The organism is Gordonia alkanivorans NBRC 16433 (genome assembly GCF_000225505.1).
In the GTDB taxonomy this organism is placed as follows: Bacteria; Actinomycetota; Actinomycetes; order Mycobacteriales; family Mycobacteriaceae; genus Gordonia; species Gordonia alkanivorans.
In genome coordinates, this window is record NZ_BACI01000038.1 from 63,429 (window position 1) to 86,244 (window position 22,816).

Consider the following 22,816-nt stretch of genomic DNA (forward strand, 5'->3'; position numbering starts at 1 on the left):
GCGTCAGGCGGAGCTGACCGAGTGGGCATCGGTTGTCGGTGAACGGCCGTCGTCCCAGAAACCGATCGATTCCAGCTGCGCGATCAGGCGGTCGCGTGCGTCCTCGAAGGCGGCGACGATCTCGGCCTTGATGCCTTCGGTGTCGCCCTTGCGCAGCAGTTCGATGAGTCGTCGGTGGCTGGCCGCGGCGGACAGACCCCACTCCGTGTCGCTCGAATACAGCTGCAGCGGATTGTATTTGCTCGCCGAGTACTGGAACCAGGCGAGCTTCTTGCTCTCGGCCATCAGGTGCACCTTGCGGTGGAAGGCGAACTCCGCGGTCAGCACCTGGTCGGCCCGGCCGGAGCCCACGGCCGTCTCGAGGTCGTCGACGAGTGCAGCCAGTTCGCCCAGACGTTCGTCCAGGTCCGGGTTCTCGGCGGCATGACTCGCGAGGCGCGCGGAGAGCTCGGCCTGCATCCAGAAGATGTCGACGATGTCGCCGCGGGTGAGCGTCTCGACGATGAACCCGCGATGCAGGGCCTGCTTGACGAGTCCCTCGCCGCGGAGGGTCGCGAGCGCCTCGCGGACCGGGGTGACGCTGCACCCGAGGGCCGATGCGGTCTCGTCGAGCCGGACGAAGTCTCCCGGGCGCAGGACACCGGTCATGATGCGGGTGCGCAGGTAGTCGGCCACCTCGACGGCCAGCTGTGTCCTGTGTAGGGGTCCGGGGGTCATCGATCATCCGTCCGTTTGTGTCGGTCAATCGACCTTAACCGGCGCGGACCCCTACTGGCCGGTCCCCGCCGCCGGAAAACTTCGTGGCCGACGGGCGAACCCCGATGAGACGATGGCGACATGACTCGTCGTTTCGCTCAGGTCGATGTGTTCTCGTCCACCGGCACCGAGGGCAATCCCGTGGCGGTGGTCGTCGACGGCGGTGGCCCCGGTGCTCCTATCGCGGAGGACCGGATGGCGGCCTTCGCCCGCTGGACCAACCTCTCGGAGACCACGTTCGTACTGCCGCCGACCGATCCGGCCGCCGATTACCAGCTGAGGATCTTCACTCCCGACGGGGAGCTGCCGTTCGCCGGCCACCCGACCTTGGGCTCGGCGCACGCCTGGTTGACCACGGGTGGCCGGCCGAAGGGTGAGGACGTCGTGCAGGAGTGCGGCGTCGGGCTCGTCCACATCCGCCGATCGGGTCCTCGACTGGCCTTCGCCGCGCCGCCGTTGCGCCGGTCGGGTCCGGTCGATCCCGATGTCGTCGACGAGGTCGTCGCGGCACTCGCCGTCGATCGGGATGCGGTGGTCGCGGCCGAATGGGTCGACAACGGTCCCGAGTGGATGGTGATCCAGCTGGGTTCGGGGGAGCGGGTGCTCGAGGTCCGTCCCGACATCGCCGCGCTCGGCGACCACAAGGTCGGATTGCTCGGCCTCTACGATGCGGGCGACGTCTTTGCCGAGGTCCGGGCCTTCGTCCCGGGGATCGGAGTCCCCGAGGACCCGGTCACCGGCAGCCTCAACGCGGGGATCGCGACCTGGTTGCGGTCCACCGGACAGGCACCGGAGAGTTATGTCGCCGCGCAGGGTGGGGCCATCGGTCGCGCCGGACGCGTCCACATCCACGACGACGGCCAGGACATCTGGGTGGGTGGTGACACCGCCACCGTGATCGAGGGCACAGTCGCGCTGTAGCCGGGCACGCGGCGTCGCCGGGCTGTGCCAAGGTGTTTGCCATGAGCGACGCCAGCGACGCCTCAGCCGACGCGCCTGCCGAGACCCTGAGCAACAAGGCGGCCAAGAAGCGTCGCCGGCGCGAGCCGCCGCCGGACCCGACGCCGTTGCCGGGCCTCGTCGACGCCCACACCCACCTCGCGGCGTGTGGTGGGCGGGACGCCGAGTCGGTCCGCGCCATCCTCGGCCATGCGCAGGCGGTCGGCGTCGATCAGGTGGTGACTGTCGCCGACGACATGGTCGACGCCCGCTGGGCAGTCGCGGCGGCGGAGTGGGACCACCGGGTCTATGCGGCCGTCGCGCTGCATCCGATGCATGCGGGTGATCTGGACGACGAGACCGCCGCCGAACTCGAGCAGATGGTCCGTCATCCACGGGTCGTCGCGGTGGGTGAGACGGGTTTGGACTACTACTGGCCCGGTAAGTCCGACGACTGCGCGTCGCCGGAGGTCCAGCACGAGACGTTCCGCTGGCACATCGACCTCGCCAAGCGGGTCGGCAAGCCGTTGATGATCCACAATCGCGAGGCCGACCGGGATCTGCTCGACATCCTGGCCGCCGAGGGCGCGCCCGAGACCGTGATCATGCATTGCTTCTCCGGTGACCGGAACGTTGCCCGCGAATGCGTCGACCGCGGGTACATCCTGAGCTTCGCCGGAACTGTGAGCTTCGCCAATGCCGACGAGCTGCGCGTCGCGGCCGAACTCGTGCCCGACGAACAGATCCTGGTCGAGACCGATGCGCCGTTCCTCACCCCGCATCCCTACCGTGGCCAGCCGAATCAGTCGTACTGCCTGCCGTACACGGCGCGGGCGATCGCCGAGGTCAGAGGGGTGTCCGAGGAGGAGATCGCGCGTCTGTCAGGCGCCAATGCGCGGCGCGCCTACAACATCCCTTTGCCATAATCTGGCCGGTTCGTTATCGTACTGTGATCCGCTCGGCCAGAGCGATACATCCGGCGATCAGCGGTTCCCGCTTGTGATGCACATGCATCCCGACAGCTCGGATGGGTCCTCCGGTCGCCGCGGCGCCTTGTTCCCGACCAGATTGTTGTGCCTTGCCTTCTCTGCCTCCCTCAGTGTCGCCCACGTCGGTCTTCTCCAAGATCAACGGGACCGATTCCCTGCGTGCCCGCCTGGCGGTGGGAGCCGTCTGCGCCACCGTCGCCGCCGGTGGTGTCATGGGCGTCGCGATGCACAAGACCGTCACCATCGACGTCGACGGCCAGACCCGCCAGGTGTCCACGATGGCGATGTCGGTGGAAAGCCTGCTCGAATCCGAGGGTCTCGCCCCGGCCGACGGTGACAAGGTGAGCCCGTCGCTCGACTCCGGTTTCGGCGAGGGACAGACCATCAAGGTCAACCGTCTGAAGAAGCTCACCCTCGACATCGAGGGCCAGCGCGAGACCATCATCACCAACGCCTCCACCGTGGACCAGCTGCTCGAGGAGCGGGGCCTGGAGCACGCTGCCGAGGAAGCCGACTTCGGTAGCGACGAACTGCCCGTCGACGGCGGCAAGATCGACGTCGCGCTTCCCAAGCCGGTGCAGCTGGTCGACGGCCCGGCCAAGAAGCGCCCGGTCGTCGCCGCCCACACGGTCGAGGATCTGCTGAAGGCCCTCGGTACGCCGCTCGGTGCGGAGGACAAGGTCGTCCCGGCCGCGGACACCGAGGTCACCCCCGACCTGAAGATCATCGTCACGCGCATCAAGACCGAGGACGTCACCGTCACCGAGCCGGTCGCCCCGCCGGAGATCAAGAAGGAAGATCCCACCCTCGTCCGCGACCGCAAGGTCGTCGAGAAGAAGGGCGCCCCCGGCGAGGCCCGTGTGACGTATAAGGTCACCAAGGTGAACGGACGAGTCGTCAAGCGCGACAAGCTGACGAGCGAGGTGCTCAGTGAGCCCGTCGCCGCCACCGTCCGTATCGGCACCAAGCCCGGTGCGCCGTACGTCCCGCCGGGCTCCGTCTGGGACGCCCTCGCGCAGTGCGAGGCCACCGGCAACTGGGCGATCAACACCGGCAACGGGTTCTACGGCGGCGTGCAGTTCGACCAGAACACCTGGGAGCGCTGGGGCGGCCTCGAGTACGCACCGCGCGCCGACCTCGCCACCCGCGAAGAGCAGATCGCGATCGCCAAGAAGACCCAGGCCGTACAGGGCTGGGGCGCATGGCCGTCGTGCACGTCCAAGTTGGGTCTGCGCTGAACGACGACACGACAGGCGACGCACCGCGGCTCCTCGGCCCCGCGCAGATCCGCGATCTCGCCGCCGAAGTCGGTGTACGGCCGACCAAGACACTCGGTCAGAACTTCGTCCACGACGCGAACACCGTTCGCCGGATCGTCACGGCCTCCGGCGTCGGTTCTGACGACGTCGTCCTCGAGGTCGGCCCCGGACTCGGGTCGCTGACCCTCGCCCTTCTCGGCACCGCCGGCCGGGTCGTCGCCATCGAAATCGATCCGATTCTGGCGCAACGGATTCCGCAGACCGTTGCCGAATACGCACCGGCGCAGAGCGGCAACTTCGACGTCGTGCTCGCCGACGCCCTGCAGGTCACCCGCGACGACCTGCCCGTCGTGCCGACCGCCCTCGTCGCCAACCTCCCGTACAACGTGTCGGTCCCGGTCCTGCTGCACCTGCTCGGACTGTTCCCCGAGATCACGACCGCCCTGGTGATGGTCCAGGCGGAGGTGGCCGACCGGCTCGCCGCCCCGCCCGGCAGCCGCACCTACGGCGTGCCGAGCGTGAAGGCCCGGTACCACGGCCGCGTGAGTCGCGCAGGTGCGGTGGGGCGCAACGTGTTCTGGCCCGAACCCAAGGTCGAGTCCGGTCTCGTGCGCATCGAGCGCACCGACGACTATCCGATCGACACGGTGTTCCGGCGGACGGTGTTCGCCGTGATCGACGCCGCGTTCGCCCAGCGCCGCAAGACGATGCGGTCGGCACTGGCCGGCTGGGCGGGCTCCCCGGCGGAGGCCGAGCGCCGGTTGCGCGCCGCCGACATCGATCCCGGCATCCGCGGCGAGAAACTCGACGTCGACGACTTCGTGCGCCTGGCCCGGACCGTCTGAGTTCTCAGTTCGACGCCGCGCGCAGCTTCTCCAGCAGTTCCGGGGCGGCGTCTCGAAGAAAGTCGTCCTGCGTCTCGCCGCCGATCTGCACCAGTGCGATGTCGGTGAATCCCGCCTCCCGGAACGGCTTCACGGCGTCGACGATCTGATCGAGGTCGGGGCCGCACGCGATGTTGGCCGCGACGTCGTCGGGGGTGACGTACTGGGTCGCGGCGGCGAAGCCCGCGGTGGTGCGGAGGTCGGCGTTGACGTCCCAGCCGCCGGCGAACCAGCGGAACTGGTCGTGGGCCCGTTCGACGGCGGCATCGCGGTCCGGGCCCCAGCTGATCGGGATCTGCCCGATGGCGCGGGTGCCCGTGCCGTCGACCGTCCCCGTGGCCGCCTGCGCGTTCCATGCGGAGATGAGGTCGGCGTTCGGCTCGACCGCGATCAGATGATCGGCCAGCGGTCCGAAGGTCTCGATCCCGGAGTCGCCGGCCACGGCGACGCCGATCGGCACCGGCTGATCGGGGAGATCCCAGATGCGCGCGGCGTCGACCTGGAAGAACTCGCCGCGGAAATCGACGAGGTCGCCGGTGTGCAGTTTGCGGATGATCTCGATGGCCTCGGCCAGCATGTCCTGGCGGTCGGTGACCGCGGGCCAGCCCGCGCCGACGACGTGCTCGTTGAGGTTCTCACCCGAGCCCAGCCCGAGAGTGAAGCGGCCGTCGGCGAGGATCTGCAGGGTCGCGGCCTTCTGCGCGACGACGGCCGGGTGGTAGCGGATCGTCGGACAGGTGACGTAGGTCATCAGCTCGACGCGTTCGGTCGCGTGGGCCACCGCCCCCAGGACCGACCACGCGTACGGGGCGTGCCCCTGCGAGGACAACCACGGGAAGTAGTGATCGCTGGACACCTCGAAGTCGAAGCCGGCGCCCTCGGCTCCGATGGCATAGCGGACGAGGTCCTTGGGGCCGGCCTGCTCGGTCATCAGGGTGTACCCGAATCGGGTTGTCATCAGAACTCCTCTGCGGGTCTCTCGTCGAGATCGGTCGCTCCGGTGTAGCCGGCGAGCCGTTCGGGTAAACGGACGGCTCGCAGTGCTCCGACCCGGAAAGCAGGTGCAGATGACCCAGGCCAACGAGAGCGGTTCTGTTGACACCGTGTTGCTCGACGTCGACGGGACACTGATCGACTCGACGTATCTCCACGCGCTCGCCTGGATGCAGGCCTTCACCGCGCACGATCTCACCCCGCAGTGGTGGGAGGTCCACCGCGCCATCGGAATGGGTGGCGACCGCCTCGTCGGCGAGATCTGCGGCGACGAGGTCGAGGAGTCGCTGGGCGACACGCTGCGCGACGACTGGGAGCGCCACTATCGGAAGCTGGTACCCGACGTCCGGCCGTTGCCCGGTGCCGTCGACTTCGTCCGGGGCCTGCTCGATGCCGGTTACCGGGTGGCGCTGGCATCGTCGGGGAAGGCCGAATTCACCGATGCCGCACTGGAAGTGATGGGCTTCGAGCGGGACGACCTGGCGGCGGTCACCTCGTCGGACGATGCGGACGATTCGAAACCCGCACCCGACATTCTCGAAGTGGCGCTGACGGAGGCCGGCGGCGGCCGGGCGATCGTGGTCGGGGACACGGTGTGGGATGTCGCCTCCGCACATCGGCTCCCCGCCGAGTGTGTCGCGGTCCGGTCCGGGGGATTCGCCGAGGCCGAGCTCCGCGATGCCGGGGCCGTCCTGGTCGTCGACCACGTCGGTGAACTCGCGCGCCGCGGATGGCGGCCCTGAGATCGCCGCGGAGCAGCCCTGAGCGCGTATCCGTATCGGCCCGACTAGTCTGACTCACTGTGTCGCGAACGTCGCTGTCGGTGGTTACCGACTCGGTCACCGCGCGCGCCCCGTCGAAGGTGAACCTCCACCTGGGTGTGGGCCCGCGCCGGGATGACGGGTACCACGATCTGGTCACCGTGTTCCAAGCGCTCTCGTTGCACGACGACATCCGGGTCGCGCGTGCCAACGAGCTGTCCGTGACAGTTCGTGGTGAGGGCGCCGGTTCGGTGCCCGCCGACGCCTCCAACCTCGCGGCCCGTGCGGCTCAGGCCCTGGCCGGGTGGGCGGACCGTGCGGGGTACGTCGCGATCGGGATCGAGAAGACGATCCCGGTCGCCGGGGGCATGGCGGGCGGCAGCGCGGATGCGGCCGGGGCTCTCGTGGCGCTCGCGCATCTGTGGAAGCTCGACATCTCGCGTGACGAACTCGCCGAGATCGCAGCCGGTCTCGGGAGCGACGTCCCGTTCGCCCTCCACGGCAACACGGCGCTGGGCACCGGCCGCGGTGAGCAGCTGATGCAGGTGCTCTCCCGCGGCGAGTTCCACTGGGTGCTCGCCCTCGCGCGCGAGGGTTTGTCGACGCCCGCGGTGTACAAGGAGCTGGACCGGTTGCGCGACACCAGGTCTGGTGACGTCGACGAGGAGGGCGACTTCCTGCGTTCCCCCGACGACCTGATGCAGGCGCTCGCCTCCGGTGATCCCCGCGCGGTGGCACCGTTGCTGCACAACGACCTCCAACCGGCCGCGCTGAGTCTGCAGCCGACGCTGCGTCGCACGCTGCGTGCCGGGGTGGACGCGGGTGCCCTCAACGGGATCGTGTCGGGATCGGGCCCGACGTGTGCGTTCCTGTGTGCGGACGAGCAATCCGCGGTGAACGTCGCCGCCGAGCTGTCGGGAGCGGGCGTCGCGCGCGCGGTCCGCACCGCGAGTGGTCCCGCACCGGGAACCCGCGTCCTCGGCACGGACTGAGACCGGCACAACTCCCTGACCTCGTCTTCTCGGGCGAGTCACTACAGTAGTGCGGGTGCTCCGCAGACTCCTGACCGCCGTGTTGACGTTTTTCGTCGCCGTGCTCGTCGGCCTCGGGTCGTTCGTATCGACGCCGCTGTCGTCGGCCGCGGCCCCCGACAACGGATTCGTCTTCGCCACCACCGACGTCTCCGACGATCAGCTCCCGTCGGCAGCGGCTGCCGGCACCCGTCTGACCTATGCGACGCGGGATCAGCGTGGACGTCCGGCGATGGCGACCGGTGTCTTCTGGGTCCCGCGCGGCACACCGCCGGCCGGGGGATGGCCGGTGGTCTCCTGGGCACACGGCACCGTCGGTATCGCCGACGATTGTGCGCCCACGAAGCACCGGCTGGGGGACGGGGTCGAAGCACCCGTGCGGGCCGCGCTCGACGCCGGTTACGCGGTGACCGCCACCGACTATGCCGGACTCGGATCGGCCGGGGAGACCGACTATCTCGGCGGTGCCGCCGCGGCGTACTCGGTCATCGACATGATCCGCGCTGCACGGTCGGTCGACGCCGCGCTCGGCGATTCCTGGGTGTCGGTCGGACATTCCCAGGGTGGCCACGCGGCTCTGCATGCGGCGCACCGTCAACCGGCGTATGCCCCGGAGCTCCCGGTCAAGGGTGCGGTCGCGATCGCCCCGGTGTCGTCTCTGGAGAACCTGTTCGGTCTCTTCGGACCCCGGATTCCAGGACTCGGTGCCCTCAACGTCCTGAGCGCGCCGTTCCTCTACACCCTTGCGGGCCTCGACCATTCGCAGCCGGAATTGAAGATCGAAGACTTTCTCACCGACAGCGGCAAACGGTTCCTGGACCGGTCCCGCGCCCGCTGCAACGGTGACGTCGTCGCCGCGCTGCGGTCGGTGTCGCCGGGATCGCTTGTCGCGTCGTCGTTCACCGAGGATCAGAGGTTCCGTGACGCGCTGCGTGCCTATGCCGAGGTCCCGACCGCCGGCTACCCGGCCAAGGTCACCATCGCCCACGGCATCCTCGACCCGGTCCTGCCGTATCCGCTGAGCCGTTCGCTGCGGTCGGCGATGGAGCGCAACGGCACGAGCGTCGACCTGAAGACCTATGCCCGCGCCGACCACAGCAGCGTCGTCGACGGGTCACTGCCCGATGTCATGGCGGCCGTCCGAGAGGCCTTCGGTCGTTAGGCGGGTTCGGCTGATCACTCGAGGGCTTCGCCGAGCTCCATCCAGCGTTCCTCGATCTCGGCGAGTTCGGACTCCATCTCCCGGATGCGTTCGGTCTCGGCGGCCAGACCCTGATAGTCGGACTGGTCGTGGTCGGCGAGAGCGGTGCGGGCCTCGTCGATCTTGCTGTGCAGCTTGTCGATCCGGCGCTCCAGTGCCGCCAGCTCCTTGTTCGCTGCCCGCAGTTCCGCGCCGCTGAGTGCAGAGGTGGATTCGCTCGACGAGCCGCTTGAGCCCGACGGCGTCGCGGACGCAGATTCCTTCTGCTGTGCTGCACGGAGTTTCAGGAACTCGTCGACACCGCCGGGGAGATGGCGCAGCTTGCCGTGCATCACGGCGAACTGCTGATCGGTGACACGCTCGAGGAAGTACCGGTCGTGCGACACGACGATGAGGGTGCCGGGCCAGGAGTCCAGGAGATCCTCGAGGGCGGCCAACATGTCGGTGTCGAGGTCGTTGGTCGGCTCGTCGAGGATCAGCACGTTCGGGGCATCGAGCAGGATGAGCAGCAACTGCAGACGACGCTTCTGACCACCGGACAGGTCCTTGACCGGGGTGGACAGCTGGGCACTGTCGAAGCCGAGGCGTTCGAGCAGCTGCGAGGGGGAGAGCTCCTGCGCCTTCGAGCCGGAGCCGAAGGTGTAGGTGGTCTGGAGGTCGGCGATCACCTTCCGGACCGGGTCGTCGAGGAAGCGGTCGAGGTCGTCGAGGCGCTGGGTGAGGGTGGCGACCTTGACGGTCTTGCCGCGCTTGACCTTTCCGCCGGTCGCTTCGACCGTGCCCGCGATGAGCCCGAGCAGCGTCGACTTTCCTGCACCGTTCACCCCGAGGATGCCGGTCCGTTCACCCGGGGCGAGGCGCCATTCGACTCCGTCGAGGACGTCGCGGTCGCCGTAGGAGACCGACACGTCGAGGAGGTCGACGACATCCTTGCCGAGGCGTGCGGTGGCCAGCGACTGGAGGGCGACCTTGTCGCGGACGGGCGGGACGTCGGCGATGAGGGCGTTGGCCGCGTCGATGCGGAACTTCGGCTTGGAGGTGCGGGCCGGTGCGCCGCGGCGCAGCCACGCGAGTTCTTTCCGTGCCAGGTTCTGCCGCCGCGCCTCGATGGTCGCGGCCTGCCGGTCACGTTCCACACGCTGGAGGATGTAGGCGGCGTATCCGCCTTCGAACGGTTCGACGATCCGGTCGTGCACCTCCCAGGTGACCGTGCAGACCTCGTCGAGGAACCAGCGGTCGTGGGTGACGACCAGCAGTCCGCCGGCGTTGGCGGGCCAGCGGCGCTTGAGGTGGTCGGCGAGCCACGTGATGGCCTCGACGTCGAGGTGGTTGGTCGGCTCGTCGAGCGCGAGGACGTCGTGTTCGCCGGCCAGGAGCCGGGCGAGCGACACGCGGCGGCGCTGACCGCCGGACAGGGAACCCGTCGTGGCATTCCAGTCGACGTCGCCGAGCAGTCCACCGATCACGTCGCGGACCTTCGCGTCGCCTGCCCATTCGTGTTCGGGACGGTCGCCGACGACGGCGTGTCCGACGGTCTCGTCGTCGTCGAAGCGGTCGACCTGGTCCAGGACGCCGACGCGCACCCCGCCGCGCACCGTGACGCGGCCGGAGTCGGGTTGCTTGCGGCCCGCGAGCATCGCCAGCAGGCTCGACTTGCCGTCGCCGTTGCGCCCGACGATGCCGATCCGGTCGCCCTCGTTGACGCCGAGGGACACCGAGTCGAAGACCTTGGTCGTCGGGTATTCCAGACCTAGGGTTTCCGCGCCGAGAAGATGAGCCACGCCGACCAGGTTAGTGACCGGTCATGTGCGAGCTACCGGCGGATCGCGCCGTTGATCATCATGGCGATCGCGAATGCTCCCGCCTGGTTGACGTGATAGGGCATCGCGATCCGGTTCGACAGCGCGCTCTCGTACCAGGGCGTGATCAGATTGCACGGATCGTGCCCGAGCGACCCGCGATTGGCGTCGACGAAACGGCCCTCGACCTTGGTCGTCGCGCGCAGCAGGGCGTCGTTGGCGCGGTGGAACACCTGCCGCATCCACCGGGCGTCGGGATCGCTGAGCGGGATCAGCGGCCAGCAACCGCTGTTGCCGATGAACCCGCCGAGGCCGACGACGATGATCTGTGCGCGGGGTGCCTTCTTGCGGATCGCCCGCAGCGCCGGGGTGACGCGGTCCTCCATGCGCTGCACGCGCCACCGGACCTCGTTCTCGAGGCGCGGATTGTTCCGGCAGCGTCGGTCGGTGAGCGGCTGGCGGATCTTGCACTGCGAGAGGATCGCGGCCCACTGCATGTCGTTGCCGCCGATGCTGACGGTGATGAGCTGCGCATCGCGGGGAACCAGGTTCAGCTGGGCCGTCTTCGCCCCGCGCGGGGTGTGCTGCGCGGCGCGATAGAGATGCGCGGACTGCGCCCCGGCACACGAGATGTCGACGAAGCGCCGCGGCAGCGTCATCGCCGCCACGTACTTCGGATAGTTGAGCGCCGACCGTTTGCAGCCGTCGAAGTAGCCCGGAGTCGGTGTGAAGAACCCGCCCGACGCGCGCGAGTCGCCCATGGCGATGTACGGGCCGCCGGTGTAGCGGGCGGGCGCCGCCTGCGCGGGGGATGCCGTTGCGGCCACCAGTGCTGTCACGAATGCGGTGATCAAGACCGCCGCCAGCAGACGTACCCCGCGCTTAGACTCCCGCACCAACTGTTTCCCGCACTTTCCCACGTCCCGACCCACTGCTTCGCTCAGCGAATATTAAGGCAAGCAGATCACGCCCGTACGCAGAGTGCGTCATTGGTGCTGCCTCTCGGCACTGATTTCGCATTATGTGGGGACGGCGTTACTTCGGAACCAGCAACGGCCCATATGCGTCCAACGAAGCATGGTGATACCGACGGCGCTCCGCACCCTCGCCCTCGCCCATGACGGCTTGGTCACCGTCGACGAGGCTCACGAGCACGGCCTGAGCAACGGCGCGATCGCGCGTCGGGTGAAGTCCGGGGAGTGGGTTCGTGAGGCGCACGGGCTCTACCGCCTGGCTGATCATCCGGTCACCAACCGCTCCCGAACCCGGGTCGCGACGTTGTCGGTGTCTCAGGACGCGGTACTCAGCGGGCTGGCAGCGGCCTGGTGGCACGGTGTGGCGACCAAGCGGCCCGCCGTCGTCACGGTCACCGGTCCCAAGAGTTGGAAGGGCACGGCAGTGAAGGGCAGAAAGGTCATCCGGCGAACCCTGAGCGGCGCGGACGTCGTCGTTCACAAGGGCCTTCGCGTGACGGCGCTTCCACTGTCCGTCCTCGAGGGCGCTGTCGAAGACAGCATGGACGTGATCGATCGGGCACTCCAGCGCGAGAAGGTGACGGTCGAGGCGTTGGTCGCGGTGTATCAACGTCGACGCAAGTGCCAGGGCGCTGCCGAGATGGGAAAGATGCTCGTCCTGGTCGGGTCGGGTGCCCGATCTGCTGCGGAGCGACTCGCCGTCGACGTGTTCGAGGAGCACCGCATCACCGGGTGGGTCGCCAATCATCCCGCCGCAGGCTACGTCATCGACTTTGCCTTCCTTGCCGAGAAGGTGGCCGTCGAGATCGACGGGATGGCCTACCACCGCGACACTGAGGTCTTCCAATCCGACCGCACCCGACGCAACGTCCTGATCACCGCCGGGTGGACGGTTCTCAACTTCACCTGGGCGGACCTGCTGGAGAAGCCGGGGTACGTTGCGGCGCAGGTCGAATACGCTCTACGCCAAACACAGAGTGCGGGATGAGTGCTGGAATCCAGCACTCATCCCGCACTCTGGGCGAGAGCGGGAACCTAGAGCCCCAGATCCTTCGCGATGATCGTCTTCATGACCTCGCTGGTGCCACCGTAGATGCGCGTGACGCGGGTGTCGGCGTACAGGCGGGCGATCGGGTACTCGAGGACGTAGCCGTAACCACCGTGCAGCTGCAGGCACTTGTCGATGACCTTGCCCGCGGTCTCGGTCGCGAACAGCTTGGCGCGCGCGGCATCGGGGACGGTCAGTTCGCCCTCGTTGTGCAGCTCGAGTGCACGGTCGACGATGGCGCGGATGGCCTCGACCTCGGCCGAGCACTCGGCGAGCACGAACTTGGTGTTCTGGAACGCCGCGACCGGCCTGCCGAAGACCTCGCGTTCCTTGGTGTAGGCGATGGCGTGCTGGACGGCCGCGGCGGCGGTGGCCGACGCCCCGATCGCGATGGTCAGACGCTCCTGCGCGAGGTTGTGGCTCAGGTACGTGAAGCCGGCGCCCTCCTCGCCGAGCAGATCCTCCACCGGCACCTTCACCGAGTCGAAGGACAGCTCGGCGGTGTCGGACGCCTTGAGCCCGATCTTCTCGATCTTGCGGCCCACCGCGAAGCCCTCGGATTTGGTGTCCACCACCAGGATCGACAGTCCCGCACGACGGTTCTCGGGATCGAACGGCGTGGTGCGGGCGACGACGAGGATGCGGTCGGCGAGGGCGCCGCCGGTGATGAAGGTCTTCGCGCCGTCGAGTACGTAGTGCGAGCCGTCCTCGGACAGCTTCGCGGTGGTCGCGATGTTCGCGAGGTCCGAACCGGTGCCGGGCTCGGTCATCGCGATCGCGAACATGAGTTCGCCGGAACAGAATCCGGGGATCCAGCGCTCCTTCTGCTCCTGGGTCCCGTACTCCATCAGGTAGGGCAGGATCAGGTTCGAGTGCACCGAATAGCTGCCGAAGGTGACGCCGGCCGCGGAGGTCTCCTCGGCGATCACCAGTGAGTAGGTGAAGTCGCTGACGCCACCGCCGCCGAACTCCTCGGGGGCCTCGATGCCCAGGACGCCGAGATCGCCGAGCCGGTTGTAGAACTCGCGCGGGGGGTGCCCCTGCTTCTCCCAGTCGTGGTAGACGGGCGTGACTTCCTTGGCGATGAAATCGCGGATCGTCTTGCGGAAGGCCTCGTGGTCCTCGGTGAAGATGCGACGCTGCATGGTCAGTTCCTAAAGGTGTTGGGGAAGAGGGGGATTGATTACTGCTCGCGGTACTCGCGCAGGAGTCCCTTGGAGATGATCTGCTTCTGGATCTCGCTGGTGCCCTCGCCGATGAGCAGGAACGGGGCGTCGCGCATCAGGCGTTCGATCTCGAACTCCTTGGAGTAGCCGTAGCCGCCGTGGATGCGGAACGACGCCTGGGTGACCTCGGCGCAGTACTCGCTGCACAGGTACTTGGCCATCCCGGCGGCGACGTCGTTGCGTTCGCCGGAGTCTTTGAGCCGCGCAGCGTTGACCATCATCAGGTGCGCGGCCTCGACCTTGGTCGCCATCTCGGCGAGCGAGAAGGCGATGGCCTGATGCTCGGCGATGGGCTTGCCGAAGGTGGAGCGCTGCTGGGCGTACTTCACGCCGAGTTCAAAGGCGCGCTGGGCGATTCCGCACGCCCGCGCGGACACGTTCACGCGGCCGACCTCGACCCCGTCCATCATGTGCGCGAAACCCTTGCCGGGCACGCCGCCGAGGATGTCGGTGGCCGGCGCGCGGTAGCCGTCGAAGACGAGTTCGGTGGTGTCGATTCCCTTGTAGCCCATCTTGTCCAGCTTGCGGGGGATGGTCACGCCCGGGACCACCTCGCCGAAACCGGCGGGCTTCTCCACCAGGAACGTGGTCAGGTTCTTGTGCGGGCGCTCCTCGCCCTCCTCGGTACGGACAAGGGCCGCAACCAGAGTCGACGACCCGCCGTTGGTCAGCCACATCTTCTGACCGTTGATCACGTAATTGTCGTCACCGTCGCGCTTGGCGGTCGTCTTGATCGCCGCGACGTCGGAGCCGAGTTCGGGTTCCGACATGGAGAACGCGCCGCGCACCTCGCCGGTGGCCATCCGCGGCAGGAACCGCTGCTTCTGCTCGTCGGTTCCGTGCTGGCGCAGCATGTACGCGACGATGAAATGGGTGTTGATGACGCCCGAGACGCTCATCCAGCCGCGGGCCAGTTCCTCGACGCACAGTGCGTAGGTGAGCAGCGATTCGCCGAGGCCGCCGTACTCCTCGGGGATCATCAGGCCGAACAGGCCCATCTCGCTCATGCCGTCGACGATGGCCTGCGGGTACTCGTCCGCATGCTCGAGTTCCTGCGCATTCGGGATGATCTGTTTGTCGACGAAAGATCGCACGTTGGCGACGATCTCCGTCTGGATCTCGGTGAGGCCCAGGGTCTGCGCGAGACGGGTCATGGTGGTGAGTTCTCTCCCGTGAGTGGGCGGTGCGGGTCGCACCGACGGGCGGATGTGGGACGCAACATACCCAAGCATGCCGTCCGGCGTCCGGCGGAAGTAGACGCGATGCGCTAAGGGTGCGATAGCGCGGGCCAATGACCCACGACCGTCTCCGGAAGCGGATCGGACAGTGTTCGCGCCTAACCCTCCGATAGGGCTGACCAATGTGGCCTGTTCACGGCGTTGTGACCCCTGACACATAGGCTGCGACAGTCGGAGCCTTCATCGAGCGCCTGTTGCGGCGATGGGAACACGCCCCGTTCAATCGGGTGCAGATGTGATCCACCACACTTGATTCGCATCGTCCCCCAGACCCCCGATTCCATTCCCCCTGGAAGAGGTACACCCCTATGACGGTCACGACCGCCTCCGGATCCGGCCCCGGCAGGAAGCCCTCGGCCTCCGCCGCTGCCGACGCTCCCACCACCTCCGACTTCGAGACGCTCGCCGCCCAGCGCGGCGGCGTCGGCCCGCTCGGCGAATCCCGGCTCACCGCCTGGAGCCTGACCTCCTTGCTGGTCAGCCTGTACGTCATCAACTATGCCGACAAGGCCGTGCTCGGCATCATCGCCAAGCCGCTGCGTGAGGAACTGGGCCTCAGCGCCTCGCAGATCGGCCTCGTCGGCAGCCTGTTCTTCCTCACCTTCACCATCGGCGGGTTCTTCGCCGGCCTGCTCAACCGCTGGATGACGCTGCGCTGGTCGCTGGTCCTCCTCGGACTGTGCTGGGCCGCCGCGATGCTCCCGATGATCGCGGTCGCGGGCTTTGCGGTCCTCCTCATCAGCCGGCTGTTCCTCGGCCTCGCCGAGGGGCCGTCGTCGGCGTTGCTGCACACGGCCGCCTATGCCTGGCACCCGCCCGCCCGCCGCGCGCTGCCCGGTGCACTCCTGGCCGGTTCCGCGTCGATCTCCAAGATCGCCATCGCGCCGCTGCTCACCGTGATCACCGTCAGCTTCGGCTGGCGTTGGGCACTGTTCGCGCTGGCCGCCGCCGGTGTCGTCTGGGCCGTCGTGTGGCTCTCGGTCTGGCGCCCTGGACCCTACATCGCGAGCGGCAAGACCAAGAAGGTCGACGACAGTGAGAAGGGTGAGGATTCCCCGGCCGACGCCGAGCCGGCCACCCCGTGGATCAAGATCTTCCTCGCGCCGACCTTCATCACCGGAGCCCTGCTCGTCATGAGTGTCTATGCACTGGTGTCCGTCGTGCTGACCTGGCTGCCGTCGTACTTCGAGGACGGCCTCGGATACAGCCAGCTGCAGTCCGGTTCGATGTTCGCGTTCCCGTCGATCGTCGGCCTCGCCCTGATGCTGCTGAGCTCGGTCACCAGCGACCGCATGATCACCAAGGGCGCGTCACCGCGGGTGCTCCGCATCGTCGTCCCGTCGGTGGGCGTCCTGATCTCCGGTGTGATGCTTTTCCTGCTGCCGTCGATCAGCACCCCGATCATCTGTGTCCTGATCCTGTCGGTCGGCTACGGGTTCGCCGCCATGGTGTTCCCGCTGTTCAACGCAGCTGTTGCGGAGATCTGTCCGCCGCGCCAGACCGCCGGCACCCTCGGTGTCTTCCTGGCGATCATGGCCATCGGCGGCCTCGTTGCGCCGTACGCCACGGGTGTCATCGTCGACGCCGCGGCCACCCCGGCCGAGGGCTATGCCACCGCGTTCCAGGTGCTCGGACTGGTCGCCTCGGTCTGTGCCGTGCTGACGCTGGTCTTCGCCAACCCGGTGCGCGACCGCAAGCGTCTGCGCCCGCATGCGGTCCTGACCGCCTGAGGAAGCACCTCGCCCATAGGCAGCGCCTCATCGTCCGTGAGCGGGAATCGACTTGTCCGCCAGACCCGTTCGTGGTCGGCTCGATAGGACGGGTGACTTCCGCTCACGGACGTCCTCGGTTCCACCCACAACGCACATCCACTGCCCGACATTCTTAGGAGACCTCATGCGCGATGCAGTGATCGTCGACGCCGTCCGCGCCCCGATCGGACGCCGCCGCGGAGCCCTGTCCGGAATCCACCCGGCCGACCTGTCCGCCCATGTCCTCGAGGCTCTCGTCGAGCGGACCGGGGTCGAACCCGCGATCGTCGACGACGTCGTGTGGGGTTGCGTCAGCCAGTCGTCGGAGCAGGCCGGCAACATCGCGCGTACCGCGATCCTCGCGGCCGGATGGCCGGAATCGGTCCCCGGCACCACCGTCACTCGTGCGTGCGGATCGAGTCAGCAGGCCGTCAGCCAGGCCGCCGCCGCGGTGATCTCGGGCCAGCAGGACGTCGTCATCGCCGGTGGCGTGGAGTCGATGAGCCGGGTCGCGATGGGCAGCTCGGCCCCCAACGGCGAGCACCAGCCGGCCACCGTCCTCGACCGCTACGGCATCGACAAGTTCAGCCAGGGCCTGGGCGCGGAGACCATCGCCTCGAAGTGGGGTTTCGACCGCACCCGCCTCGACGAGTACTCCCTGCGCTCACACGAACTCGCGGCCGCCGCCGTCGACCGCGGTGCATTCGACGGTCAGCTCGCCCCGATCCCCGGTGTGCTCGAAGGTGACGAGGGCATCCGCCGCGGCGGCACCCTGGAGTCGCTCGGCAAGCTCAAGCCCGCGTTCGCCGAGGACGGCGTCATCCACGCCGGCAACTCCTCGCAGATCTCCGACGGCTCGGGTGCACTGCTGATCATGTCGTCGGAGACGGCGAAATCGCATGGCCTGACGCCGATCGCCCGAATCCACACCGCGGTCGTCGCCGCCGACGACCCGGTCATCATGCTGACCGGCCCCATCCCGTCGACGGCCAAGGCGCTCAAGCGTTCCGGTCTGTCGATCGACGACATCGGGGCCTTCGAGATCAATGAGGCCTTCGCGCCGGTGCCGCTGGCCTGGCAGGCCGAGACCGGCGCCGACATCGAGCGACTCAACCCGCTCGGCGGCGCGATCGCCGTCGGCCACCCGCTCGGCGGTTCGGGTGCCATCCTGATGACCCGCCTCGTGCACCACATGCGCGACAACGGGATCCGCTACGGCCTCCAGTCGATGTGTGAGGCCGGCGGCATGGCCAACACCACCATCCTCGAACTCCTCTGACCTACACCCCTGATCCGGGTCACCCCACTTCGAAAGGCACAACAGCACAATGGAACTCAAGGGACTCTCGGTCGCGATCACCGGTGGCGCCTCCGGTCTGGGCCTCGCCACCGCCAAGCGCGTCGTCGACGCCGGCGGCCTGGTCACCCTGATCGACCTCCCGTCCTCCGACGGCCAGTCCGTCGCCGACGGTCTGGGTTCGGCGGCGTCCTTCGCCGCCGCCGACATCACCGACGCCGAACAGTTCGCGGCCGCACTCGATGTCGCCGACGAGCGCGGTGGACTGCGTGGACTCGTGCACTGCGCAGGCGCGGGGCGTCGTATGCGCATCCTCGACAAGGAGGGCAAGGCCGGATCGGCGGAGGACTTCGAGTTCGTCATCAAGCTCAACCTCGTCGGCTCGTTCCACGCTCTGTCGCTGGGTGCCGAGCGCATCGCGCGCCTCGAACCCATCGACGGCGAGCGTGGCGCCATCGTCATGACCGCCTCGGTCGCCGCGTTCGAGGGCCAGATCGGCCAGATCAACTACTCGGCCTCGAAGGCCGGCATCGTCGGCATGACCCTCGTGGCCGCCCGCGACCTGGCCAGCAAGCTGATCCGCGTCAACACCATCGCGCCCGGCACCATGGACACCCCGCTGCTGGCCCGCTTACGTGACGACGTGCGCGAATCCCTCGCGGCGAGCATCCCCAACCCGTCGCGTCTCGGCCGCCCCGAGGAGTTCGGCCAGCTCGCGGCCAACATCCTGGAGAACGCGTACCTCAACGGCGAGACCATCCGACTCGACGGCGCGATCCGCATGGCACCGCGATGAGCGGCGGCACGCCGACGACGCTCAACTACCCGGACACGAGCATGGCGGTCGTCCCCGCCAGCATGGCCGCGCTGTACGGCGACCGTGCGGCGGTGGTCGACGGCGAGACGACGCTGACCTACACCGATCTCGACGCGCGGTCGGCGGCGGTGGCGTCGGCGCTCCGGTCGGCGGGTGTCGCCGAACGAGACGTGGTGCTGATCTACCTCACCAACAGCATCGAATTCGTTGTCTCCTACTACGGTTCGTTGCGCGCCGGTGCCACGGTCACCCTCGTCAACCCGTTGCAGCCGGTACCCGGCTTGCATCGTCAGATCGTCGAAACGGGTGCGGTGGCCGGCTTCACGCAGTTCGAACAGTCCGGTCGGCTCCTGTCGGCCGCCGCCGACTCGCCGCTGTCCACCGTGGTGGTCGTCGACGGTTCGGCCGCGGCGGTCGAGGGCCTGGGGGCCGAGGGCGTGCGGGTAACCTCGCTCGACGAGTTCGTCGCCGGGCACGCTGAAGCTCCCGCCGTCACCGTGACCTCCGAGGACGTCGCGCATCTGGCGTTCACCGGTGGGACCACCGGCGTCTCGAAAGGCGTTCGGGTTCTTCATCGCAACGTTCTGGGCAACGCCACCCAGATGATCGGGTGGCGTGCCGGGCACGCGATCGAGGTCGGCGACCACGGTCTGCTGCGATTGACACCGCGTGCGGGCTCCGATCGCGGAGTGGTCCCGGGTGATGCCGCGACCGTCGTCGTGTCACCGCTGTTCCACGCCCACGCGCTGATCAACATGACGTTCCTGTTGCTGTGCGGCGCAACGCATGTGTTCGCCGGACGATTCGAACCCGGGCGGATGCTCGCGCTGATCGAGCAGCACCGGGCGTCGTATGTGACCGGCAGCCCGGCGATGTGGCATGCACTGGCCGTCCACCCCGACGTCGAGTCGCGCGATCTGACCTCGGTGCGGGTGGTCTCCTCGGGCGCCGCCCCGATCGACCTGGTGACGCTCGAGCAGCTCGAGAAGGCGTTTCCCGCGGCGGCGATCGTCGAGGGTTACGGCCTCACCGAGGCGACGTGCCTGGTCTCCTCGGCGCCGCTCACCGCGAAAGGCCAGTACCGGCTCGGCAGCGTCGGACTCCCGACTTTCGACACCGAGGTGGAGATCCGTGCCGCCCACGACCCGGCCGTCGTCCTGCCGGCCGGGGAGCGGGGACAGCTCTGGGTCCGCGGGCCGCAGGTCACCGACGGTTATCTCGGACATCCCGAGAAGACCGCGGAACAGTTCGTCGACGGCTGGCTCGACACCGGCGACATCGCCTTCCGCGACGCCGACGGCTACATCTACATCTGCGACCGCGCCAAGGACATGCTGATCTACAAGGGCTACAACGTGTATCCGCGTGAGCTGGAAGAGATCCTGGTGACCCACCCCGACGTCGCGGCCGCCGCGGTGGTCGGACGCGAGGCCGGACCGATCGGTCAGGAACCGGTCGCGTTCCTGGTCCCCAAGGGCGGCCACGTCATCGACGAGGACGCGGTGACCGCGTTCGTCGCCGAACAGGTGTTGCCCTACAAGAAGATCCGCGACGTCGTCGTCGTGGAGGAACTGCCGACCTCGGCAGCCGGGAAGATCCAGAAGGTCGCCCTGCGCGAGCGTCTGACGCACGCCTGACCCGGACCGTTTTATAGCCCGAAACCGCGCTCACCGCGGTTTCGGGCTATATCTCTCCGTAGCTCAGCGCTGGGCGTTCTTGGTGCCCTGCTTGTAGAGGTTGCGGCCGATGATGAGGCGCTGGATCTCGCTGGTGCCCTCGTAGAGACGCAGCAGGCGGACCTCGCGGTAGATGCGCTCCACTGGGACGTCGCGCATGTAGCCGCTGCCGCCGTGGATCTGGACGGCAAGGTCGGCGACCTTGCCCACCATCTCGGTGCAGTACAGCTTCGCGGCCGACGGGGCGACGCGCCGGTCGGTGTTGTCGACCCAGGCCCGGGCGGCCTCGCGCACCAGGGCGCGGCCGGCCATCACGCCGGTCTGCTGGTCGGCCAGCATGGCCTGGACCAGCTGGAACTCGCCGATCGGGCGGCCGCCCTGGGTGGCGGTCGCGGCCCAGGCGATCGATTCGTCGAGCGCACGCTGGGCGGTGCCGACCGACAGTGCGGCGATGTGCACGCGACCGCGGGCGAGGGACATCATCGCGGCCTTGTAACCGACGTCCTCGCTGCCGCCGATGAGCGCGGCGTTCGGGACACGCACGCCATCGAAGTGGACGTCGGCGGTCCAGGCGCCCTCCTGTCCCATCTTGCGGTCCTTGGCACCGACCGTGAGTCCGGCTGAGTCGGCCGGGACGAGGAACACCGCGATGCCGGTGCCGTTCTCGTCTGCCGGGCGGGTGCGGGCGAACACGACGAACAGATCGGCCAGCGGGGCGTTGGTGATGAAGCGCTTCTCGCCGGAGATGACCCAGTCGTCGCCGTCGCGAACGGCCTTGGTGCGGAGGCCCGCGGGGTCCGAACCGGCGCCCGGTTCGGTCAGTGCGAAGGAGGCGACGACCTCACCGGAGGCGATCCTCTCCAGCCAGGCGGCCTTCTGCTCGTCGGTGCCGAAGTTCACCAGCACCTGGCCGGCGATGCCGTTGTTGGTGCCGAACATCGAGCGCAGTGCGAGCGAGGTGTAGCCGAGTTCCATGGCGAGTTCGGCGTCCTGGGTCAGGTCGAGTCCGAGCCCGCCCCATTCCTGCGGGATCGCGTAACCGAAAAGGCCCATGTCCTTGGCGGTTTGGCGGATATCCTCGGGAATCGCGTCAGTGTCGAGGATTTCCTGTTCGCGGGGCACGACGACCTCACGCACGAATTCTCGAGTCGCCGCCAGGATGTCGGCGAAGTCTTCCGCGCTCACCTGAGAGGTGGCGGTCGGTTGTTGCATCACTCCGGTCATGGTGCCACTCTTGCGCGTCCACGGTGAGGGGTCCAATACGAAACCGGGATCGCTCCGATAGCCGTTGCGTATGAAACGAACGCGTTCGACGCCGTATTCGCGGGTTAGATTACTGACATCACCCGGCGCCTCCAGCCGCTGGTGTCTGCACCAGAACCCCCCATGGGAAGGACCCGAAGATGTCATCCACCACCGCCCAGCCGCTCCTCGAGGGACGTACCGCCGTCGTGACCGGTGGCGCCCAGGGCATCGGCTTCGAGATCGCCCGGTCCTTCGTGGACGCGGGCGCCAAGGTGGTCCTGGGTGATCTCAACCTCGACGCCGCGCAGGCCGCCGCCGACAAGCTCGGCGGCCGCGACGTCGCCCGCGCCGTGAAATGCAATGTGGTCAACGGTGACGAGGTCGACGCGCTTCTCGCCGAGGCGGTCGACGGCTTCGGCTCGCTCGACGTCCTGGTCAACAACGCCGGCATCACCCGCGACGCCACCATGCGCACCATGACCGAAGAGGACTTCGACCTGGTCATCTCGGTCCACCTCAAGGGCACCTGGAACGGCACCCGCAAGGCCGCCGCCATCATGCGCGAGGCCAAGCGCGGAGCGATCGTCAACATCTCGTCGCTGTCGGGCAAGGTCGGCATGGTCGGCCAGACCAACTACTCCGCCGCCAAGGCGGGCATCGTCGGCATGACCAAGGCCGCGGCCAAGGAGATGGCCCACCACGGCGTGCGCGTCAACGCGATCCAGCCCGGCCTGATCCGCTCGGCGATGACCGAGGCGATGCCGCAGAAGGCCTGGGACCAGAAGATGTCGGAGATCCCCATGCACCGTGCAGGCGAGGTCGGCGAGGTCGCCAGTGTCGCACTGTTCCTCGCTTCGGACATGTCGTCGTACATGACCGGCACCGTGCTCGAGGTGACCGGCGGCCGCTTCATGTGAGACCTGTTCTCACCC

The 22,816-nt window shown here is 68.2% G+C and carries 20 protein-coding genes; 13 read left to right on the forward strand and 7 right to left on the reverse strand.

Translation table 11 applies throughout. The annotated features are described in order from the left end of the window. Positions 1–3: 3 nt before the first annotated feature. The gene (locus tag GOALK_RS05760; RefSeq protein ID WP_006357861.1) at positions 4–717 is read right to left on the reverse strand and encodes a GntR family transcriptional regulator; all 714 of its coding nucleotides are present in this window, start codon (positions 715–717) and stop codon (positions 4–6) included. A gap of 120 nt (positions 718–837) precedes the next feature. Here GOALK_RS05760 and GOALK_RS05765 point away from each other — a divergent pair, with 120 nt between their 5' ends. From GOALK_RS05765 to rsmA, 4 genes are all read left to right on the forward strand, one after another. Beyond that, the gene (locus tag GOALK_RS05765; RefSeq protein ID WP_006357862.1) at positions 838–1,677 is read left to right on the forward strand and encodes a PhzF family phenazine biosynthesis protein; all 840 of its coding nucleotides are present in this window, start codon (positions 838–840) and stop codon (positions 1,675–1,677) included. A 41-nt stretch (positions 1,678–1,718) separates the two neighbouring features. Then, positions 1,719–2,621, forward strand: a complete 903-nt coding sequence (locus GOALK_RS05770; protein ID WP_006357863.1) for a TatD family hydrolase — start codon at positions 1,719–1,721, stop codon at positions 2,619–2,621. Between the two features lie 173 nt (positions 2,622–2,794). Further along, the gene (locus GOALK_RS05775) at positions 2,795–3,922 is read left to right on the forward strand and encodes a resuscitation-promoting factor (protein WP_006357864.1); all 1,128 of its coding nucleotides are present in this window, start codon (positions 2,795–2,797) and stop codon (positions 3,920–3,922) included. Next, entirely contained in the window at positions 3,886–4,788 is a 903-nt protein-coding gene (gene rsmA, locus GOALK_RS05780) for a 16S rRNA (adenine(1518)-N(6)/adenine(1519)-N(6))-dimethyltransferase RsmA (RefSeq protein WP_006357865.1), read from the forward strand. Before GOALK_RS05775 ends, rsmA begins: the two co-directional genes overlap by 37 nt. A 4-nt stretch (positions 4,789–4,792) precedes the next feature. Here the strand turns inward: rsmA and GOALK_RS05785 are convergent, their stop codons facing one another. Next, positions 4,793–5,785: an LLM class F420-dependent oxidoreductase gene (locus GOALK_RS05785; protein ID WP_040004036.1), complete on the reverse strand. Its 993-nt coding sequence runs from the start codon at positions 5,783–5,785 to the stop codon at positions 4,793–4,795. A 109-nt stretch (positions 5,786–5,894) separates the two neighbouring features. On the opposite strand from GOALK_RS05785, the gene GOALK_RS05790 reads away from it, so the two are divergent. The 3 genes from GOALK_RS05790 to GOALK_RS05800 are packed head-to-tail and all read left to right on the forward strand — an operon-like array spanning position 5,895 to position 8,774. Then, the gene (locus GOALK_RS05790) at positions 5,895–6,563 is read left to right on the forward strand and encodes an HAD family hydrolase (RefSeq protein ID WP_035750868.1); all 669 of its coding nucleotides are present in this window, start codon (positions 5,895–5,897) and stop codon (positions 6,561–6,563) included. A gap of 59 nt (positions 6,564–6,622) precedes the next feature. Next, positions 6,623–7,573: a 4-(cytidine 5'-diphospho)-2-C-methyl-D-erythritol kinase gene (locus GOALK_RS05795; RefSeq protein ID WP_006357868.1), complete on the forward strand. Its 951-nt coding sequence runs from the start codon at positions 6,623–6,625 to the stop codon at positions 7,571–7,573. Positions 7,574–7,628: 55 nt separating this feature from the next. Continuing rightward, positions 7,629–8,774, forward strand: a complete 1,146-nt coding sequence (locus GOALK_RS05800) for an alpha/beta fold hydrolase (RefSeq protein ID WP_414538642.1) — start codon at positions 7,629–7,631, stop codon at positions 8,772–8,774. A 14-nt stretch (positions 8,775–8,788) separates the two neighbouring features. Here GOALK_RS05800 and GOALK_RS05805 read toward each other — a convergent pair whose 3' ends face one another. Then, entirely contained in the window at positions 8,789–10,594 is a 1,806-nt protein-coding gene (locus GOALK_RS05805; protein ID WP_006357870.1) for an ABC-F family ATP-binding cassette domain-containing protein, read from the reverse strand. Positions 10,595–10,626: 32 nt separating this feature from the next. After that, positions 10,627–11,511: an SGNH/GDSL hydrolase family protein gene (locus GOALK_RS05810; protein WP_006357871.1), complete on the reverse strand. Its 885-nt coding sequence runs from the start codon at positions 11,509–11,511 to the stop codon at positions 10,627–10,629. A 178-nt stretch (positions 11,512–11,689) separates the two neighbouring features. Between GOALK_RS05810 and GOALK_RS05815 the strand changes: the two genes are divergently transcribed. Further along, positions 11,690–12,574 (forward strand): type IV toxin-antitoxin system AbiEi family antitoxin domain-containing protein, encoded by an 885-nt coding sequence (locus tag GOALK_RS05815; protein WP_006357872.1) that lies wholly within the window; start codon positions 11,690–11,692, stop codon positions 12,572–12,574. Positions 12,575–12,621: 47 nt separating this feature from the next. Here the strand turns inward: GOALK_RS05815 and GOALK_RS05820 are convergent, their stop codons facing one another. Continuing rightward, complete coding sequence (locus GOALK_RS05820; protein ID WP_006357873.1) at positions 12,622–13,779, reverse strand: acyl-CoA dehydrogenase family protein; 1,158 nt, start codon at positions 13,777–13,779, stop codon at positions 12,622–12,624. Between the two features lie 38 nt (positions 13,780–13,817). Next, the gene (locus GOALK_RS05825) at positions 13,818–15,014 is read right to left on the reverse strand and encodes an acyl-CoA dehydrogenase family protein (RefSeq protein WP_040004029.1); all 1,197 of its coding nucleotides are present in this window, start codon (positions 15,012–15,014) and stop codon (positions 13,818–13,820) included. Between the two features lie 392 nt (positions 15,015–15,406). Between GOALK_RS05825 and GOALK_RS05830 the strand changes: the two genes are divergently transcribed. From GOALK_RS05830 to GOALK_RS05845, 4 genes are all read left to right on the forward strand, one after another. After that, positions 15,407–16,828, forward strand: coding sequence for an MFS transporter (locus GOALK_RS05830; protein ID WP_006357875.1), 1,422 nt, complete (start codon positions 15,407–15,409; stop codon positions 16,826–16,828). Positions 16,829–16,994: 166 nt separating this feature from the next. Further along, the gene (locus GOALK_RS05835; protein WP_006357876.1) at positions 16,995–18,128 is read left to right on the forward strand and encodes a thiolase family protein; all 1,134 of its coding nucleotides are present in this window, start codon (positions 16,995–16,997) and stop codon (positions 18,126–18,128) included. A gap of 49 nt (positions 18,129–18,177) precedes the next feature. Further along, a complete protein-coding gene (locus GOALK_RS05840; RefSeq protein ID WP_006357877.1) occupies positions 18,178–18,942 on the forward strand; it encodes an SDR family NAD(P)-dependent oxidoreductase in 765 nt (254 codons plus the stop codon). After that, positions 18,939–20,600 (forward strand): class I adenylate-forming enzyme family protein, encoded by a 1,662-nt coding sequence (locus tag GOALK_RS05845; protein WP_006357878.1) that lies wholly within the window; start codon positions 18,939–18,941, stop codon positions 20,598–20,600. Before GOALK_RS05840 ends, GOALK_RS05845 begins: the two co-directional genes overlap by 4 nt. A 63-nt stretch (positions 20,601–20,663) precedes the next feature. On the opposite strand, the gene GOALK_RS05850 is transcribed toward GOALK_RS05845, so the two are convergent. Continuing rightward, positions 20,664–21,863 (reverse strand): acyl-CoA dehydrogenase family protein, encoded by a 1,200-nt coding sequence (locus GOALK_RS05850; protein WP_006357879.1) that lies wholly within the window; start codon positions 21,861–21,863, stop codon positions 20,664–20,666. Between the two features lie 179 nt (positions 21,864–22,042). Between GOALK_RS05850 and fabG the strand changes: the two genes are divergently transcribed. Next, positions 22,043–22,801, forward strand: coding sequence for a 3-oxoacyl-ACP reductase FabG (gene fabG, locus GOALK_RS05855; RefSeq protein WP_006357880.1), 759 nt, complete (start codon positions 22,043–22,045; stop codon positions 22,799–22,801). Positions 22,802–22,816 lie beyond the last annotated feature (15 nt).

Bases quoted from the DNA above. Each gene is read 5' to 3' on its own strand.
- GOALK_RS05840 (WP_006357877.1), top strand. From the start codon at position 18,178: ATGGAACTCAAGGGACTCTCGGTCGCGATCACCGGTGGCGCCTCCGGT.
- GOALK_RS05770 (WP_006357863.1), top strand. From the start codon at position 1,719: ATGAGCGACGCCAGCGACGCCTCAGCCGACGCGCCTGCCGAGACCCTG.
- fabG (WP_006357880.1), top strand. From the start codon at position 22,043: ATGTCATCCACCACCGCCCAGCCGCTCCTCGAGGGACGTACCGCCGTC.
- rsmA (WP_006357865.1), top strand. From the start codon at position 3,886: ATGGCCGTCGTGCACGTCCAAGTTGGGTCTGCGCTGAACGACGACACG.
- GOALK_RS05765 (WP_006357862.1), top strand. From the start codon at position 838: ATGACTCGTCGTTTCGCTCAGGTCGATGTGTTCTCGTCCACCGGCACC.
- GOALK_RS05835 (WP_006357876.1), top strand. From the start codon at position 16,995: ATGCGCGATGCAGTGATCGTCGACGCCGTCCGCGCCCCGATCGGACGC.
- GOALK_RS05845 (WP_006357878.1), top strand. From the start codon at position 18,939: ATGAGCGGCGGCACGCCGACGACGCTCAACTACCCGGACACGAGCATG.
- GOALK_RS05850 (WP_006357879.1), bottom strand. From the start codon at position 21,863: ATGACCGGAGTGATGCAACAACCGACCGCCACCTCTCAGGTGAGCGCG.
- GOALK_RS05820 (WP_006357873.1), bottom strand. From the start codon at position 13,779: ATGCAGCGTCGCATCTTCACCGAGGACCACGAGGCCTTCCGCAAGACG.
- GOALK_RS05760 (WP_006357861.1), bottom strand. From the start codon at position 717: ATGACCCCCGGACCCCTACACAGGACACAGCTGGCCGTCGAGGTGGCC.
- GOALK_RS05785 (WP_040004036.1), bottom strand. From the start codon at position 5,785: ATGACAACCCGATTCGGGTACACCCTGATGACCGAGCAGGCCGGCCCC.
- GOALK_RS05825 (WP_040004029.1), bottom strand. From the start codon at position 15,014: ATGACCCGTCTCGCGCAGACCCTGGGCCTCACCGAGATCCAGACGGAG.
- GOALK_RS05830 (WP_006357875.1), top strand. From the start codon at position 15,407: ATGACGGTCACGACCGCCTCCGGATCCGGCCCCGGCAGGAAGCCCTCG.
- GOALK_RS05790 (WP_035750868.1), top strand. From the start codon at position 5,895: ATGACCCAGGCCAACGAGAGCGGTTCTGTTGACACCGTGTTGCTCGAC.
- GOALK_RS05815 (WP_006357872.1), top strand. From the start codon at position 11,690: ATGGTGATACCGACGGCGCTCCGCACCCTCGCCCTCGCCCATGACGGC.